Origin of the sequence: Microbacterium memoriense (assembly GCF_025398275.1) — a bacterium.
Classification (GTDB): domain Bacteria; phylum Actinomycetota; class Actinomycetes; order Actinomycetales; family Microbacteriaceae; genus Microbacterium; species Microbacterium memoriense.
The window spans coordinates 23,602-39,707 of the sequence record NZ_JAODOR010000001.1; the positions used below are offsets into that span (position 1 = coordinate 23,602).

The window sequence follows — 16,106 nt, forward strand, 5'->3', positions numbered from 1 at the left end:
GGGCGCTTCGTCGTTGTCTTGGTGTCGCCGAGGCGAGATACGTTCGAAGTATGAACACCACTTCCAAGTTTCTGTTCACCCTCGGCGGCATCGCACTCGCGGCGGGTTTGGTCGGTTGCGCGGCGGCGGTCAGCTCCGATGCTCTCCCAGCACCGAACGCGACCTCGACCTCGACCTCGAGCGCACCGGATGCAACTACTCCTCCCGAGCGCATAGATGAGCGGGCTGTTCCAGCGTCCGCCGCGCCCGCGCAGCCGAAGTGCAGCAACCCCGGACGATTTTCCATTTCTCAGGTCGAAGGCGGACCTGTGACGTCAGCCCTTGAGGGCACGCCCCGAGACTACGGCCCGCGCGAGGCGGCTAACGGCACGGTCGAGACGGACGGGGCAGGCACACCCGTCGCCTACATTGTTGCTCCTGATGATGCGGCTTCGGCGATCGAGGCTCGGCTGTGCTTTGACCTGATCATCCTGCACAACGGCATCGACTACGCCGAGTTGCAGCCGGGGATGCGGCTGTCGCTCCTCGCCGAGGACTTTAAGGCAAAGAACTGACCGCGGGCCGCAACGGCGGCATCCTGCAGTACGTGCTGCGTTCACTCGTATAAGTTCCGACGCGAAAGCGCCCCGTCCGGCATCTGCCCGGCGGGGCGCTTCGTCGTGCGCGCTGGGCGTAGCGTCGGGCTATGACGCGCAGCCGGCGCGAGCCCCGCCGTGGGGCCGCGACCGACGAGGGGACCCTCCATGCGCACAACACCGAGACCTGGTGGCTGGCGGGCGGCCGTCGGCTGGCCTTCCGGCCGTCCAGCCAAGTAGCGTCGCAGGCATGAACCGCACCCAGAAGGTCACCGCGGGAGCCGTCGTCGCCGTCCTCGCGGGCCTCGTCGCGCTTGCCGTCCCTGCCTTCGCGGGTGGCTTCGCTGGCGCCGCCGACGCCGAGCCGGTCGCCACCGCCGGGGCCGTCCAACCTTCGTCCGCGCTCGTCACGGGAGACGACAAAGCGGTGTGGGATGCGATGCCGTACGGCCACTCCGACCACGCCGAGCTTGAGAAGGCGTGGACGCGGGCAATCGCCGCCTGGCCGCTCCCGGTGCCCGAGTCATACCCGTTCCCCGCCGCCATCCCGCTCCATGCGCTCAACGAGTACGACTACTACAGCGGCCGCCTCGCCGCCCAGTACGCGAACTTCTGGTGGATGTGTGGCGCGAGCCAGGCCGTGGTGGACGCCCGCACCGCTGGCGACGCCGCCGCCGAGCAGTACTGGGTGGACGCCCTCGACTGGTGGGGCAAGAGCGAGACCCGCGCGATCACGTTTGGCGACAGCGGCGGGGGAGTCTCCGGCCGCGCGGCCGAGACTGCCGCGTCCTCCGACTGCACCAGCATCGTCTGAGGCGCATAACGCCCCGGCACCGTCTCCCGCAAGGGGGCGCGGATGCCGGGGCGTTTCGCATGCGTGCCGCATACAATCGGAGAATGAGTGTGCTCGCATCGATCACCGGTCCCCGCGACCTCGACGCCCTCTCCGCCGAGCAGTTGATCGAGCTCGCCCAGGAGGTCCGGGACTTCCTCGTCGAGAATGTGTCGCGCACGGGCGGGCATCTCGGCCCGAACCTGGGCGTCGTCGAACTGACGATCGCGTTGCACCGCGTCTTCGACTCCCCGAATGATCCGATCGTGTTCGACACCGGTCACCAGTCGTACGTGCACAAGCTGCTCACGGGGCGGCAGGACTTCACCGATCTTCGCTCACGAGGCGGCCTCGCCGGTTACCCGCAGCGTTCCGAAAGCGGACACGACGTCGTCGAGTCCTCGCACGCCTCGAGCTCGTTGAGCTGGGCCGACGGCATCTCCCGCGCGTTCACCCGCACGGGGCGCACGGATCGCCATGTTGTGGCGGTCGTCGGAGACGGCGCCCTCACCGGGGGAATGACGTGGGAAGCACTCAACAACATCTCCGACGACAATGAGCGCAATCTCGTCATCGTCGTCAATGACAACGGCCGCTCCTACGCGCCGACGATCGGCGGTATGGCGCGCTACCTCAACCGTGTGCGGACGACCGACGGCTATGAGAATCTTCGACGCGGATCGGCCACCTTCTTCCGCCGACTCGGCCCTGCGGGGCGTGCCGTCTACCGCGGTCTGCGCGGCGGCACGCACGGATTCCTCTCCCGCTTCACGAACAACGAAGCTCTGTACTCCAATCTCGACATCAAGTACCTCGGCCCGATCGATGGCCATGACCTCAACGCGTTGCTGGAGACCCTCGCCCTGGCGAAGGCCCATGATGCGCCGGTCATCGTGCACGTCATCACCGAAAAGGGGCGCGGCTACGAGCCGGCGCGCAATGACGAGGCCGACCAGTTCCACGCGGTCGGCAAGATCGATCCGCTCACGGGTGAGCCGCTCGGATCGTCCTCCTCGATCGCGTGGACGGATGTCTTCGCTGACGCGCTCGTGGATGCCGGGGAGCGCCGCGACGATGTGATCGCGATCACGGCCGCGATGCTCCGCCCGACGGGCCTGCAGCGCTTCGCGCAGCATTTCCCGGACCGCGTCTACGACGTCGGGATCGCCGAGCAGCACGCGGCCGCATCCGCCGCCGGAATGGCTTTCGGCGGCTTGCACCCGGTCGTCGCGATCTATGCGACCTTCATGAACCGCGCGTTCGATCAGGTGATGATGGATGTAGCCCTGCACAAGGCGGGCGTCACGTTCGTCCTCGACCGGGCGGGGGTGACGGGTCCCGACGGGCCCAGCCACCATGGGATCTGGGATCTGGCGATGCTGCAGCTCGTCCCCGGCATCCGCATCGCCGTCCCGCGTGACGCGGCGCGACTGCGTGAAGAATTCGACGAAGCGATCGAGGTCGCGGACGGGCCCACGGTCGTGCGCTTCCCGAAGGGCACGGTGGGCGCGGAGCTGCCGGCGATCGAGCGCCGCGCCGACGGGACCGACGTCCTCTACCGCGACGGCGCCGAGGATGTGCTCCTGGTGGGGATCGGGCCGATGGCGCACCTGGCGATGGATGTCGCGGCTCGGCTGCGCGCGCAGGGTATCGGGTCGACGGTCGTCGATCCTCGGTGGGCAATTCCGGTGCAGCCGTCGATCGTGGAGCTGGCCGCATCCCATCGTCTGGTGATCACGATCGAAGACGGCATCCGAGTCGGTGGGGTCGGCACGCGAGTGCGGCAAGTGCTGCGCGAAGCGGGTGTCGATACGGCGGTCGACGAGCTCGGCTTGCCGGATGAGTTCATCGACCACGCCACACGTGAGCAGATCCTCGCGGATGCCGGACTGTCGGCCGCGAAGATCGCGCAGGATGTCGTCTCTCAGGTCCTGGGCACCCGCATCCCGGTTGCGCGCCCCTCTGCGGACACCGGCGCCATCTGGACGGTGAACGAGCCGCAGGATCGCTGAGCGGATTCTGCGTGACAGCATGGAGTGATGAGCTCTGCCAATCTGACCCGCGAACAGACCGCGGCGCGCGCCGCCGGCATCCGCCTCGACACCGTCGACGTCGACCTCGATCTGCGCGACGCGCCGAAGACGGATGCGGCGACTTTCGGGGCAGCATCCACGCTCGTCTTCGCGGCAACCGTTGCCGAGACGTGGGTTGATTTCATCGGCGCGTCCGTCGACGAAGTGATTCTCAATGGCGTGTCGCAGGCGGTCGAGTGGGACGGAGCGCGCATCCGTGTCTCCGGCTTGGTCGAGCAGAACACTGTCGTCGTCCGCGGCCAGGGTCGGTACAGCACGTCGGGTGAGGGGCTGCACCGTTTCCGGGATCCGGTGGATGACCAGGTTTATCTGTACACCCAGTACGAACCCGCGGACTGTCGGCGCGTCTATCCGTGCCTGGAGCAGCCGGACCTGAAGGCGCGATGGCGGTTCACGGTCACCGCACCGGTCGGCTGGGAGGTCCTGTCGAACGGCGCCGAGTCGGCGCGCACGCCGATCGACGGGGGAGTGCGCGTCGCCTTCGCCGAGACGCTGCCACTGTCGAGCTATATCACCGCGGTCGCCGCAGGCCCCTATCACCGCGTCGACGGGACATGGGCGAGTGACGGACAGTCGGTCGCGCTCGGCGTCCTGTGCCGCGCGTCGCTCGCACCCCACCTCGACGCCGACGAGATCCTGGACGTGACCCGGCGCGGCCTCGACTATTACGGCACCGCGTTCGCGTACGCGTATCCGTGGGGGAAGTACGACCAGATCTTCGTCCCCGAGTACAACCTCGGGGCCATGGAGAATCCGGGTCTCGTGACCTTCACCGAGAGTTACGTCTTCCGCGGCAAAGCGACCGCCGCGCAGCGTGAGGCCCGCGCGAACACGATCCTGCACGAGATGGCGCACATGTGGTTCGGCGATCTCGTCACGATGCGGTGGTGGGACGATCTCTGGCTCAAGGAGTCGTTCGCCGACTTCATGGGTGCGCACGCGAACGTCGCGACCGGCGCGTTCCCAGAGGCGTGGGTCAGCTTCGCGAGCCGACGCAAAAGCTGGGCGTACGAGCAGGATCAGCTGCCCACGACGCATCCGATCGTCGCGGACATCACCGACCTCGAAGCGGCGAAGCTGAACTTCGACGGCATCACGTATGCGAAGGGCGCGTCGGTGCTGAAGCAGCTCGTCGCCTTCGTCGGCGAGGAGGCGTTCTTCCGCGGCGCGCAGGGGTACTTCGCCGCGCACGCGTATGGCAACACGACGCTCGCCGACCTCCTCGCCGCACTGGAGGGGGCCTCGGGCCGCGACCTGACCGCATGGAGCGATGCCTGGTTGCAGACGACGGGTATGTCGGAGATCCGGGTCGAACGGGGGGACGCGCTGACGCTCGTCCAGACCGACCCGCGTCCGCACCGACTCACGGTCGGTCTCTACGCGTTCGAGGGCGACCGGCTGGTCCGCCGTGCACGGGTAGAGCTGGATATCGACTCCGCGCGCACGCCGCTGTCGGCGCCCGTGCTGCCGGATGCGGATCTGATCGTCCCGAACGACGATGACCGCACCTACGCCAAAGTGCGTCTTGACGAGCGCTCAACGGATGCCGTCACCCGCGCCCTGTCGTCGATCGATGATGCCGTCACCCGTGCCGTCATCTGGGCGGCCCTCTGGAATGCCGTTCGTGATGGCGAACTACCGGTGGCGCGCTATGTCGACATCGTCTGCCGACACGCACCCGGCGAACCGAACGTCGCGCTTCTCGCCGACGCGATCGCCCACACCGGCTTCGCGATCTCCCGCTACGCGCGCGAGGAGGACCGAGCGGCTCTGGCCGCCGCGTGGCTCGAGGCCACCTGGAACGCGCTACAGGCGGCCGCGCCCGGCAGTGATGCGCAGCTCGCATGGGCGCGCGGCGTCGGTGCGGTGGCGGCCGTCGCGGGCGATCGTGCTGCGGAGATCGGTGCGATCTTGCGGGGCGACACGGCGCCGCCCCTCGGCCTCGCCCTCGACCCCGATCTGCGCTGGAGCTGGCTGATCTCGCTGGCGGCAACAGGACATGCCGGCTCCGCCGAGGCCGATGCGGAACTGCTGCGCGACCCCAGCGCGAGCGGCCGGTCGCGCCACCGTACGGTCCTCGCGGCGCGCCCGGATGCCGGCATCCGCGCCGAGGCGTGGCACGCGGCGTGGACAGATGAGTCGCTCTCGAACGATCACCTCGATGCGACGATCGCCGGTGTGCGCGCGGGCGGTCGCCGCGACCTCATCGCCGCTCATGATGCCGACTACTTCGCGCGGATCCGACCGGTGTGGGCCGCGCGAAGCATCGAAATCGCGCGACGGCTCGTCGTCGGGCTGTTCCCGGCCTCCGATTCGCTCGCGGATGTGGACGCCTGGCTCGCGGCGAACGCCGACGCGCCCGCGTCGCTGCGTCGCTTGGTCATCGAGCAGCGCGACGGGCTCGCCCGCGCGCTCCATGTGCGGTCGGAGCAGCCGACCGGGTGATGGCCCGCGTGTCCGCTTTGCGCGCGGACGTTCGCGTCTTCGGCGACCGCGTCGGGATCGTGTGTGCGCGCGCCCGAGCCCGAGCACGCGGCGCGCTGTGATGCGCCCTCCCAGGGCGATCGACGGCGCCGAATGCCGCGAAGGCGGCGAGGTGCACGTCGATCCGCCGCTCATGGCGAAGCGCTCGACCCAGCCACAAGGCCGGCGCCAGAAGGACGACGAGTGCGGCGACGGATGCCGGCAGCCATCGGTTCCTCGGCCGTCCGCGATGAGGGCGCGGGCGAAGTCATGCTCCCACGCTGTCGCGGGGTCACGCGGTGCGTGTGAGGTGCGCCGACAGGACGGCGGCGGCGCGTGCAGCGGTGAGATCGTCAGCGGCGGGTGCGGCCGACAGGGCGGTCGAGAGGAGGTAGCCGTCGGTGAGGGCATCGCCCGTGATCACGACCGACAACAGCTCGATGCCGCAGGCGCGACGGACGTGGTGCGCACACGCATCCAGCACGGCGGCGGAGAGATCGGCGTTCATCGGCAGCTCGAGGCGTCCATCACTGCGGACGAGATCGCGCAACGCCGCACCGACGATGTTCCCGGTGCGCTCGGTGACATGGACGACTTCCAGCTCGAACACGCGCAGGTCCGTCCCCGTGACGACCGGGCGCCAGTCGAAGGATGCATGCACCAGGTGCTGGTGCCCTGCGCTCCCGGTGAGCTGTCGCGCCGGGAGGTCGGTCGACCGCACGCGCGTGTCGACGCGGCGGTACCAGGCGAGGATCGGGAAGACCGCATGAGATCCGGGCCGGAGCACGAGGACTTCGCCGGCCTCGTGGCCGGCGCGCGACCGCTTCCGGATGATCGGGCGACCGTTGCGGGTGCGGATGGCTGCCTCGCCCTCGTCGATCGTCACGATCAGGAGCTTGAACAGAGCCGGCACGACGAGCAGCACGGTCAGCACCGCGCCGCCCGTCTTGATCAGCGAGTTCATGCTGCCGGTACCGAACACGGAGGTGATGGTTTCGATCACAGAGCCAGGATGCCGCGCCCGCCGCCCCCATCGGTACACATCCGGCCCGGGGCACCGATCCTTCCCCGAGTCGTCATCGAGTGTTCGCCCCCGGGGAGCGGATTCGTCTCCCGCACGCAGAATCGGATGCCGGCGAGCCGCGGCATCCGATTCTGGTGTCCCGATCCGTTTCTGCGAACCGTTCTTCGGGCTAGTGGATGCCGCGGATCGGTGGCGTGTGGAACGTGGCGCCGAACGTGCGCTCGGAGGCGCCCTCCCGGTCGAGGTAGGGCGAGGCGCCACCGTCGATGAACGGCCAACCGGCGCCCAGGATCAGGCAGAGGTCGATGTCTTCGACCTCCGGGACGACCCCCTCGTCGAGCATGAGCTTGATCTCGTGTGCGAGACCGTCCTGCACGCGACGCAGAATCGTCTCGGCGGATGCCGGGGACGAGCCGACCCCGGCCAGAGCCTTCTGCGCAGCCTTCGTGAAGCCGGTGACCCGTCCGCCCTTGTCCTTCTCGACGACCTCGGGCAGTTCCGCGAGGACGTGGAAGTTCTCGTTCGCGTAGAAACGATCCGGGAACGCGCGCACCATAGTGTCCTGCACGTGCGCGGCGACCTTCCAGCCCACCAGGTCGATCAGCTGGAACGGCCCCATCGGCAGCCCGAGCGGGCCGAAAGCCTTCTCGACGTCGGCGACCGGCGTGCCCTCGTACACGGCACGGGCAGCCTCGCCCATGACCTTGGCCAGGAGACGGTTGACCACGAATCCGGGAGCGTCGGCAGTGAGCACCGCGTTCTTCCCGAGCCCGCGAGCGACCACGAACGCAGTCGACAGCGCGGCATCCGTCGTCTGCGGTGTCTTCACGATCTCGATCAACGGCATGACCGCCACCGGGTTGAAGAAGTGGAAGCCCACGAGTCGCTCCGGATGAGCGAGTTTCGCGCCGATCTCCTCGACCGACAGCGACGAGGTGTTGGTGGCGAGCACGGCGTCCTCGGCGACGATCTTCTCGATCTCGCCGAACACGGCCTGCTTCACGCCGACCTCTTCGAAGACGGCCTCGATGACGAAGTCGCAGTCGGCGAACAGGCTCTTGTCGGTCGTGCCGGTCACGAGCGCGCGCAGGCGGTTCGCGGCGTCGCCGTCGAGCCGGCCCTTGGCCTCGAGCTTCCCGATCTCGTCGTGGATGTAGGCGACACCCTTGTCGACGCGTGCCTGGTCGAGGTCGGTGATCAGGACGGGCACCTGGAGCTTCCGCACGAACAGCAGTGCGAACTGGCTCGCCATCAGGCCGGCGCCGATGATGCCGACCTTGGTGACCTTCTTGGCCAGGGCCTTGTCCGGTGCGCCGACGGGTCGCTTCGCGCGCCTCTGCACGAGGTCGAACGCGTACATGGATGCCGCGAACTGGTCACCCGTGACGAGATCCGCAAGCGCGTCGTCTTCGCGGGCGAAGCCTTCCGCTTTGGTGCCGCTCTTGGCCTTCTCGAGCAGGTCGAGGGCGACATAAGGCGAGCGGGGGACAGTTCCGATCTTGGATTCGAGCATGCCGCGCGCCATCTTGATCGCGACGGGCCACTTGACGGCGCGCTCGATCTTTCCGGGTTCGTTCTTCCGATCGACCTTGACCGTGCCGGTGAGGACGCGATCGGCCCACGCGAGGGAGCTCTCGAGATAGGTCGCGGCCGGGAAGATGGCGTCGAAGATGCCGTAGTCGAACGCCTGCTGAGGCTTCAGCATCCGGTTCTGCTTGAGCGGGTTGCTGATGACGACCTCGAGGGCATTCTCGATGCCGATGAGGTTCGGCAGCAGGTACGCGCCGCCCCAGCCGGGGATGATGCCGAGGAAGACTTCGGGGAGTGCGATCGCCGCGGCGGACGCATCCACCGTGCGATAGGTCGAGTTCAGTGCGATCTCGAGCCCGCCGCCGAGTGCGAGTCCGTTCACGAACGCGAACGAGGGGACGCCGAGCTCACCGAGTGTGCCGAGGACCTTGTGTCCGAGTTGGGCGATGAGCTTGGCGTTATCCCGCGACCCGATCTTCGAGATGTCGGAGAGGTCTGCACCGGCGGCCATGATGTACTGCTTGCCGGTGATTGCGACTGCCTGGATCTCGCCGCCGGCGGCGCGCGCCTGGAGCGTCGCGAGGGTCGCGCCGAGCTCGGTGAGGGTCGCCGGTCCCAGCGTGTTCGGACGCGTGTGATCCCGACCGTTGTCGAGAGTGATCAGGGCGAGAACCTTGCCGCTGGGCAAGGTGATGTCACGCACGGGCGAGTGCGTGATCACCTCGTCGTCGGTGAGCGCCTGGATGGGCGTGAAGTCGATGTCGTCGTAGGTCGTCATCGCGGTCACCGCTTCTTTCCGTTGTAGTGCGGGTTTTCCCAGATGACCGAGCCGCCCTGGCCGAGGCCGACGCACATCGCGGTGAGTCCGTAGCGGACGTCGGGCCGCTCGGCGAACTGAGCCGCGAGCTGGATCATGAGGCGGACACCACTGGCGGCGAGCGGGTGGCCGAGTGCGATCGCCCCACCCCACTGGTTGACGCGCGGGTCGTCATCGGCGATGCCGAAGTGATCGAGCAGGGAGATGACCTGCACCGCGAATGCTTCGTTGAGCTCGAACAGACCGATGTCGGAGATCGTGAGGCCGGCCTTGCGGAGAGCCTTCTCCGTCGACGGGATCGGGCCGATGCCCATGATCTCGGGCTGGACGCCGGCGAACGCGAACGAGACCATCCGCATCTTCGGCTTCAGGCCCAGCTCCTTCACGACACCACCGCTGGCCAGCAGCGACATCGTCGCGCCGTCGGTCAGAGGAGACGAGGTGCCGGCCGTGACCCGGCCGTGCGGACGGAAGGGGGTCTTCAGCGCCGCGAGGTCGTCCATCGTGGTCTGGGGACGACGCCCTTCGTCCTCGGTCGCCAGGCCCCACGCGCCGTCGGCGCTCTTGATCGCGACCGATACGAGGTCGGGTTGGAACTTGCCGGCGTCGTACGCAGCTTGAGCCTTGTGCTGGCTGAGCATTCCGAAGCGGTCGCTGCGCTCCTTGGTCAGGTGGGGATAGCGGTCGAAGATGCGCTCGGCCGTCACGCCCATGTTGAGCGCGCCCGGGTCGACCATCTTCTCCGAGACGAAGCGCGGGTTGGGATCGGCGTTGCCGCCGATCGGGTAGTGGCCCATGTGCTCGACACCACCGGCGAGGGCGACGTCGTACATGCCGGAGCCGATCGCACCGCCCATCATGGCGACGCTCGTCATCGCGCCGGCGCACATACGGTCGATCGCGAAGCCGGGCACCGTCTGCGGGAGCCCTGCAAGGATCGCGACGGATCGGCCGAGGGTCAGTCCCTGCTCACCGGTCTGGCTCGTCGCGGCAATCGCGACGTCGTCGACGCGGTCGGCGGGAAGACCGCCGTTGCGCTCCATGAGACCGATGGTCGCCTTCACGGCGAGGTCATCGGCGCGGGTGTTCCAGTACATGCCCTTTTCGCCGGCGCGCCCGAAGGGGGTACGCACTCCATCGACGAACCAGACGTCCGACATCTCGGCCACACTGCCTCCAAAGTTTGGGATTGAGTCCAGCTTATCGTGAGACTGAGTACCGCGTCGCCCGTTGGGTGGACTCTACGACGTGGCCGCCACGTCGTCGGTCGGAGCCTGCACGGATTCGACAAATGCCGCCGCGATCTCGGGGGCCGTGCGGGTGATCTGCCACGGACGGGCACCGTGCGCGGCCAGCGCATCGGCGATGGATGCCGCATCCACCGTCTCCGGCGGCGCCCACGCGACGCGGCGAAGCGTGTCGGGCGTCAGGAGGTTCTCGGTCGGCATCTGGAGATCTTCGGCGATCGCCTCGACGCGCGGGCGCGCCGCCTTCAAGCGGGCGTCGGCGGCAGGGTTGCGGTCGATCCAGGCGCGCGGGGGCGGCATCCCGTCGCCGGGAACGCGCTCTGCCGGCAAGACCGGATCGGCGCGGCCGGCCTCGATCGCGGCCCACCACCGGTCGAGTTGGGTACGGCTGGCGCGGCCGTTGAATTCCTTCAGCCGGGCGAGGTCCGCCTTCGTGGCGGGATCGGCCGCGATCGCCGCGACGAGCGCGCGGTCGGGCACGAGCCGCCCGGGGGAGACGTCTTGTTCGCGCGCGAACTCTTCTCGTGCGGTCCACAGGGCGCGCGCTACCGCCAGGGCGCGCCGGCCGCGTACGGTGTGCAGACCGCTCAGGCGTCGCCACGGGTCCTCGCGTGCGGGCTTGAGCGGGCGGGTCCGTACGGCCTCGAACTCTTCATCGGCGATCTCGAGCTTGTCCTGCTCGTCGAGTTCCTCCAGGAGAACTTCGTAGACGTCGACCAAGTGGATGACATCGAGCGCGGCGTATTCGAGCCACGACTGGGGGAGGGGGCGCGTCGACCAGTCGGCGGCGGAGTGGGCCTTGGCGAGTGTGATGCCCAGCGTGTCTTCGACGACGGCGCCGAGGCCGACGCGTTCGTGGCCCAGCAGACGGGCCGCCAACTCGGTGTCGAAGATCGACGGCGGGTCCAGATGCGCTTCGCGCAGGGACGGCAGGTCCTGACTCGCGGCATGCAGAATCCACTCGGTGCCGCCGATCGCGTCCTGCAACGGCTGCATGTCGCCGATCGCCGGTGGATCGAACAAGAAGGTCCCGGAGCCGCGGCGGAAGACCTGGATCAGATAGGCCCGTTGCGAATAGCGGAAGCCGGACGCGCGTTCGACGTCGACGGCGGCGGGACCCGTCCCGGTGGACAGCAGCGCGGCGGCTTCGGCCAGCCCCGCCTGTTCGGAGATGACGGTGTATTCAGCCACGTGTGTTCCTGTGCGCGCCGACGTTTTTGTTCGCGGCGAAGAGAGCGATGTCCTCGGACCCCGGCGGGAGTCCGGCCAGCATGCAGACGAGTTCGGCCCACGCGTCCACGTGTGCCGTCAGATCACCTGACGGGGACCATGACGCGCGGAGTTCGATCTGTGCGCCGTCGCCTTCGGCGGACAGCGTGCCGAACCCTTTCGACAACGTCTTGGTCGCTGTTCCGGATGCCGAGTCGAACGCGGCGCCGCGGGTGCGGAGCGCATCGACGAGCCATGACCACGCGACGTCGGCCAGCAGCGGGTCGGTGCCGATCTCGGGCTCCAACGGCGCCTGCGCGAAGCAGACGACCCGCCACGGACCGCCCCACGCATCCGGTTCGTCGGCGTCGTGGAGCAGGATGAACCGTCCCGTTCCGTACTCGGAATCCACGGCGTGTGCGCTCTGGCGAACATCTCCCGCGAGCGCGATGGCGTCGGGCGCCAGCGATGCCGGAGCGGGAATCTCGCGCACCGTGAAGTCCGACCGGAACGTCATGGCACGCAGAGCGTCGGCAACAGCCGGGAAGGCCGGGAAACCAACCGAGGGACGGGAATCATCCACGTCGACAGACTAGAGTGGGCCGACGATGATGGCATCCAGGCGCGCCGTGCCCGGCAGCGCAACGCTCCGGAGATTCGCGCTCCTCCGCACCCTCGTGGTCGCGCTGGCGTCGGCGTTGGCCGGAGTCCTCGCGATGCTCTCGTTCGTCTCGATCAGGATGGCGCGACGGGTCGTGACACCCGCCGGCCGCCGGCCGGACACGCGCATCCTCGATGTCGATGTCGCGGCGCAGACGATCACCCTGGGCCGCACACCCGACACGATGCTGCCCGGTCGGTACGGACTGTTCACCACCGGGACGGCGGACTACCTGAAGATCGGGTCGGTCCTGGCCGAGACCGACACGACGGTCAAACGGAAGCTGTTGACCCAGGTCGGCCTCCAGGCCGAGCTGGGAGCCGAAGCCGCCTTCAGCGGGTGGTACTACCAGCGCCCTGAAGAACTGCACCTCCCGTTCCGCGACGTGCAGGTTCCCTCGGCTCTCGGCCCGTGCCCCGCATGGGAGTTCCCGGCCGAGGGAGATGCAGACACCTGGGTGATCCAGATTCACGGGCGCGGAACAACGCGGGCCGAGTGCCTCCGCGCGGTTCCGCTCTTCCATGCCCGCGGGATCACCTCCCTCCTGGTGTCGTACCGCAACGACGGCGAGGCTCCGAGGTCGCGCACCGGGACCTATGCCCTCGGGGCGACGGAGTGGCGCGATATCGATGCTGCGATCGCCTGGGCGCGGCGCCGCGGCGCGACGCGCATCATCCTGATGGGCTGGTCGATGGGCGGCGCGATCGCTCTGCAGGCGGCGCTCGGTTCCGCTCACCGCGAGATGATCGCCGGTGTCGTGCTCGATTCCCCGGTCGTCGATTGGCGCATCGTCCTCTCGTACCAGGCGCGTCTCCTCGGTCTTCCGAGCCCCGTCGCCGACCTGACGATCGGCGCCCTTCGCGCCGACTGGGCGAGCGTCGCGACCGGTGGGGGCCCGGCGATCCCGTTCGACCGGCTAGACGTGGTGGCTCGCGCCGGCGAGCTGCGGCATCCCCTTCTCATCCTGCACAGCGACGACGACGGGTTCGTGCCGTCGGATGCATCGCACCACCTCGCCGATGCCCGCCCCGATCTCGTCGAGCTGCAGGTGTTCGACACCGCACGGCACACGAAGCTCTGGAATTACGACCAGGACCGCTGGACACTCGCGATCGAAGACTGGTTGGACCGGCACGATCTGTTCGGCGCGGCCACGCGGTCTAGGGTTGACGAGTGACCAGCACCGCATCCGGAATCGTGCACCTCAGCGACCGGAACCCCCAGGTGACCGGGGCGGAAATGGTGGCGGCTCTCGTCCCGCCCCCGCAGTTCGATGGCGCGACGTTCGAGACCTACCGCGTCGACCCGCAGTATCCCTCCCAGCAGGAGGCGAAGGATCTGCTCGTCACATTCGCGCGCGGCGGCGCACCCGCCGAGCGTGGCGGATTGTTCCGGCGCGCGAAGAAGGCTCCCGAACTGAAGCCCGGCGTCTACCTCGACGGTGGCTTCGGCGTCGGCAAGACGCACTTGCTCGCGTCGATCTACCACGCCATGCCCGCACGCCGGAAGTATTTCGGCTCGTTCATCGAGTACACCGCGCTCGTCGGGGCACTCGGCTATCAGAAGACCGTCGAGCTGTTCCGCGGGGCCGACCTGTTGTGCATCGATGAGTTCGAGCTGGACGATCCCGGCGACACGATGGTCATGACGCGGCTTCTGGGGGAGCTCGTTCCCACCGGCACCCGGCTGGCCGCCACGTCCAACACTCCACCGAACGCGCTCGGTGAGGGGCGCTTCGCCGCCCAGGACTTCCTCCGCGAGATCCACGCGATGTCGGCGAGCTTCCAGACGATCCGGATCGACGGCACCGACTACCGACAGCGTGCGCTCGACGGACACGCCGTCCGACTGGATGACGCCGCCTACGCCGCGGCGATCGCGGAGGCGTCGGGGCGGGGTGTGACCTCCGATGACGCGTTCGCCGACCTCATCCGACACCTCGCCGGAGTGCACCCGTCGCGCTATCTGCGAGTGATCGACGGGGTCACCACGATCGGGTTGCGGGACGTCACGACACTCGAAGACCAATCGGCCGCGTTGCGCTTCGTCGCCTTCGTCGACCGCGCCTACGACGCGCAGATCCCGCTGCGCGCGACCGGTACCCCGGTCGATCAGGTGTTCTCCGACGAAATGCTCGCCGGCGGGTACCGGAAGAAGTACCTGCGGGCCCTCTCTCGGCTCATGGCGCTGACGCACAGCTGAGATCCGTGGTCGATCCTCGGGATCGTGAAACGTGATGTTTACGCACAGGGCGCTCGCGTAACCATTCGGAAACACGACACGCATGCCCCAGGAAACGGCACGTGGACAGACTGGGCCCTGCCCGGAGAGCCGCATTCCCGAATGCTTGCGGACTGCGGGGTCTTGAGTAACACGACACACGAATGAGGAACACTCATGGATTCAGGCAATTTCGCTTGGTCGATCACCGCAACGGCCCTGGTGCTGTTCATGACGCCCGGTGTGGCTTTCTTCTACGGAGGACTCGTCAAGGCCAAGAGCGTCGTCAGCATGATGATGCTCAGCTTCGGGGCCATGGGCCTCGTCGCGGTCCTGTGGGTCCTCTACGGATTCAACATGTCCGGCATCTCCGAAACCGAAAGCTGGGGCTTCCAGTTCTCGGGAAACCCGTTCACCGAGAACTTCGCACTGGCCGGCTATGACAGCGCCACCCTCGTCGGCGCCACGTTCGGTGCGACGTTCGCCATCATCACTGTCGCCCTGATCTCGGGTGCGATTGCGGACCGCGCGAAGTTCGGCGCGTGGCTGCTGTTCGCCGGCATCTGGTCGACGCTGGTCTACTTCCCGGTCGCCGCATGGGTCTGGGGCGCAGGTGGCTGGATCTACAACCTGGGCGCTGCGTTCGGCTTCGACTACAGCACGATCGACTACGCCGGTGGTACCGCCGTTCACATCAACGCGGGTGCGGCAGCCCTCGCCCTCGCCCTGGTGCTCGGCAAGCGTGTCGGATTCCAGAAGGGCATCCAGAAGCCGCACAACGTGCCGCTCGTCATGCTCGGCGCGGCCATCCTCTGGTTCGGCTGGTTCGGCTTCAACACCGGCGCAGAGGGTACCTTCGGGCTCCTCGGCGAAGAGAACACGGGCGCCGGCCTCATCGTGGTCAACACGCTGGGAGCCACGGCTGCGGCCATCCTCGGTTGGATCCTCGTCGAGAAGCTGAAGGACGGTAAGGCCACGTCCGTCGGAGCCGCCTCCGGTGCCGTCGCGGGTCTCGTCGCCATCACCCCGGCCTGCGCCAACCTCGACCCGATCTGGGCTCTCGTCCTCGGCCTCGTCGCCGGTGCCGTCTGCGCCCTGGCGATCGAGCTCAAGTGGAAGCTCGGCTATGACGACTCGCTCGACGTGGTCGGCATCCACATGGTCGGTGGCTTCATCGGTTGCTGGTACCTCGGCTTCTTCGCCATCGACACCGGCCTGTTCACCGGCGGCAACGGCGGACAGCTGCTCCTCCAGGTCATCGCTTCCATCGCGGTCGCCGTCTACTCCTTCGTCATTGCCTGGGTCCTGGGCACGGTCATCGAGAAGACGATCGGCTTCCGCGTGAAGAACGAAGACGAAATCGCCGGCATCGACACCGTCGTTCACGGCGAAGAGGGCTACGCCCTGGTCGACTGATCTGCATCACACAGCACGC

Annotated in this window: 12 protein-coding genes; 7 read left to right on the top strand and 5 right to left on the bottom strand. The window is 68.0% G+C overall.

Annotated features, from left to right (window positions below):
• Positions 1-50 precede the first annotated feature (50 nt).
• The 4 genes from N4R40_RS00105 to pepN all read left to right on the top strand — a co-directional run bounded on the left by N4R40_RS00105 (position 51) and on the right by pepN (position 5,945).
• The gene (locus N4R40_RS00105) at positions 51-554 is read left to right on the top strand and encodes a hypothetical protein (protein ID WP_261605334.1); all 504 of its coding nucleotides are present in this window, start codon (positions 51-53) and stop codon (positions 552-554) included.
• A 271-nt stretch (positions 555-825) separates the two neighbouring features.
• A complete protein-coding gene (locus tag N4R40_RS00110; protein WP_261605335.1) occupies positions 826-1,389 on the top strand; it encodes a hypothetical protein in 564 nt (187 codons plus the stop codon).
• An 83-nt stretch (positions 1,390-1,472) separates the two neighbouring features.
• Positions 1,473-3,419, top strand: coding sequence for a 1-deoxy-D-xylulose-5-phosphate synthase (gene dxs, locus N4R40_RS00115; protein WP_261605336.1), 1,947 nt, complete (start codon positions 1,473-1,475; stop codon positions 3,417-3,419).
• 27 nt (positions 3,420-3,446) lie between these two features.
• Positions 3,447-5,945 (top strand): aminopeptidase N, encoded by a 2,499-nt coding sequence (pepN, locus tag N4R40_RS00120; RefSeq protein WP_261605337.1) that lies wholly within the window; start codon positions 3,447-3,449, stop codon positions 5,943-5,945.
• Positions 5,946-6,255: 310 nt separating this feature from the next.
• Here the strand turns inward: pepN and N4R40_RS00125 are convergent, their stop codons facing one another.
• From N4R40_RS00125 to N4R40_RS00145, 5 genes are all read right to left on the bottom strand, one after another.
• The gene (locus N4R40_RS00125) at positions 6,256-6,966 is read right to left on the bottom strand and encodes an SPFH domain-containing protein (protein WP_261605338.1); all 711 of its coding nucleotides are present in this window, start codon (positions 6,964-6,966) and stop codon (positions 6,256-6,258) included.
• A 190-nt stretch (positions 6,967-7,156) separates the two neighbouring features.
• A complete protein-coding gene (locus tag N4R40_RS00130) occupies positions 7,157-9,295 on the bottom strand; it encodes a 3-hydroxyacyl-CoA dehydrogenase NAD-binding domain-containing protein (RefSeq protein WP_261605493.1) in 2,139 nt (712 codons plus the stop codon).
• Between the two features lie 5 nt (positions 9,296-9,300).
• Positions 9,301-10,503: a thiolase family protein gene (locus tag N4R40_RS00135; protein WP_261605339.1), complete on the bottom strand. Its 1,203-nt coding sequence runs from the start codon at positions 10,501-10,503 to the stop codon at positions 9,301-9,303.
• A 72-nt stretch (positions 10,504-10,575) separates the two neighbouring features.
• Positions 10,576-11,772: a ribonuclease D gene (locus tag N4R40_RS00140; protein WP_261605340.1), complete on the bottom strand. Its 1,197-nt coding sequence runs from the start codon at positions 11,770-11,772 to the stop codon at positions 10,576-10,578.
• A complete protein-coding gene (locus N4R40_RS00145; protein WP_261605341.1) occupies positions 11,765-12,373 on the bottom strand; it encodes a DUF3000 domain-containing protein in 609 nt (202 codons plus the stop codon). Before N4R40_RS00145 ends, N4R40_RS00140 begins: the two co-directional genes overlap by 8 nt.
• A gap of 25 nt (positions 12,374-12,398) precedes the next feature.
• Between N4R40_RS00145 and N4R40_RS00150 the strand changes: the two genes are divergently transcribed.
• The 3 genes from N4R40_RS00150 (at position 12,399) to N4R40_RS00160 (ending at position 16,087) form a co-directional block, all read left to right on the top strand.
• Positions 12,399-13,628, top strand: coding sequence for an alpha/beta hydrolase family protein (locus tag N4R40_RS00150; protein ID WP_261605342.1), 1,230 nt, complete (start codon positions 12,399-12,401; stop codon positions 13,626-13,628).
• Entirely contained in the window at positions 13,625-14,653 is a 1,029-nt protein-coding gene (zapE, locus tag N4R40_RS00155; protein ID WP_261605343.1) for a cell division protein ZapE, read from the top strand. Before N4R40_RS00150 ends, zapE begins: the two co-directional genes overlap by 4 nt.
• A gap of 195 nt (positions 14,654-14,848) precedes the next feature.
• Positions 14,849-16,087 carry an ammonium transporter gene (locus tag N4R40_RS00160; RefSeq protein WP_261605344.1) on the top strand — a complete coding sequence of 413 codons (1,239 nt, stop codon included), beginning with the start codon at positions 14,849-14,851 and terminating at the stop codon, positions 16,085-16,087.
• The last annotated feature ends 19 nt before the right edge of the window (positions 16,088-16,106 follow it).